We start from the raw sequence: 237 nt of genomic DNA on the forward strand, positions 1-237 counted from the left end.
CAGCGACTTCGACGGCGGCGTCTGCGGCCGGATTTCGAGGCGGCTGGCGAACAGAAAGCGCCACGGGCCGTCGGCGGTCGCCGGGAGGCGCTCGCGGATGTCGGCGTCCTCGTAGACGACGGTCCGGGCAACGACGCTGACGGGGCCGAGTTCGAACGGGCGGTCGGTCGCGTCGTCGACGCGGACCCACCCCTCGAGCGGCGGGAGGGTCGGCGGAGCGAGCGCGTCGGCCATACC

Annotated in this window: 1 protein-coding gene; it reads right to left on the bottom strand. The window is 74.3% G+C overall.

The genetic code is table 11. From position 1 onward, the window contains the following. Positions 1-234 (bottom strand): hypothetical protein (locus HKX41_13425; protein ID NNC25135.1); only part of this gene is annotated, 234 nt, incomplete at its 3' end. Positions 235-237 lie beyond the last annotated feature (3 nt).

Source organism: Salifodinibacter halophilus, from assembly GCA_012999515.1.
Classification (GTDB): Bacteria; Pseudomonadota; Gammaproteobacteria; order Nevskiales; family Salinisphaeraceae; genus Salifodinibacter; species Salifodinibacter halophilus.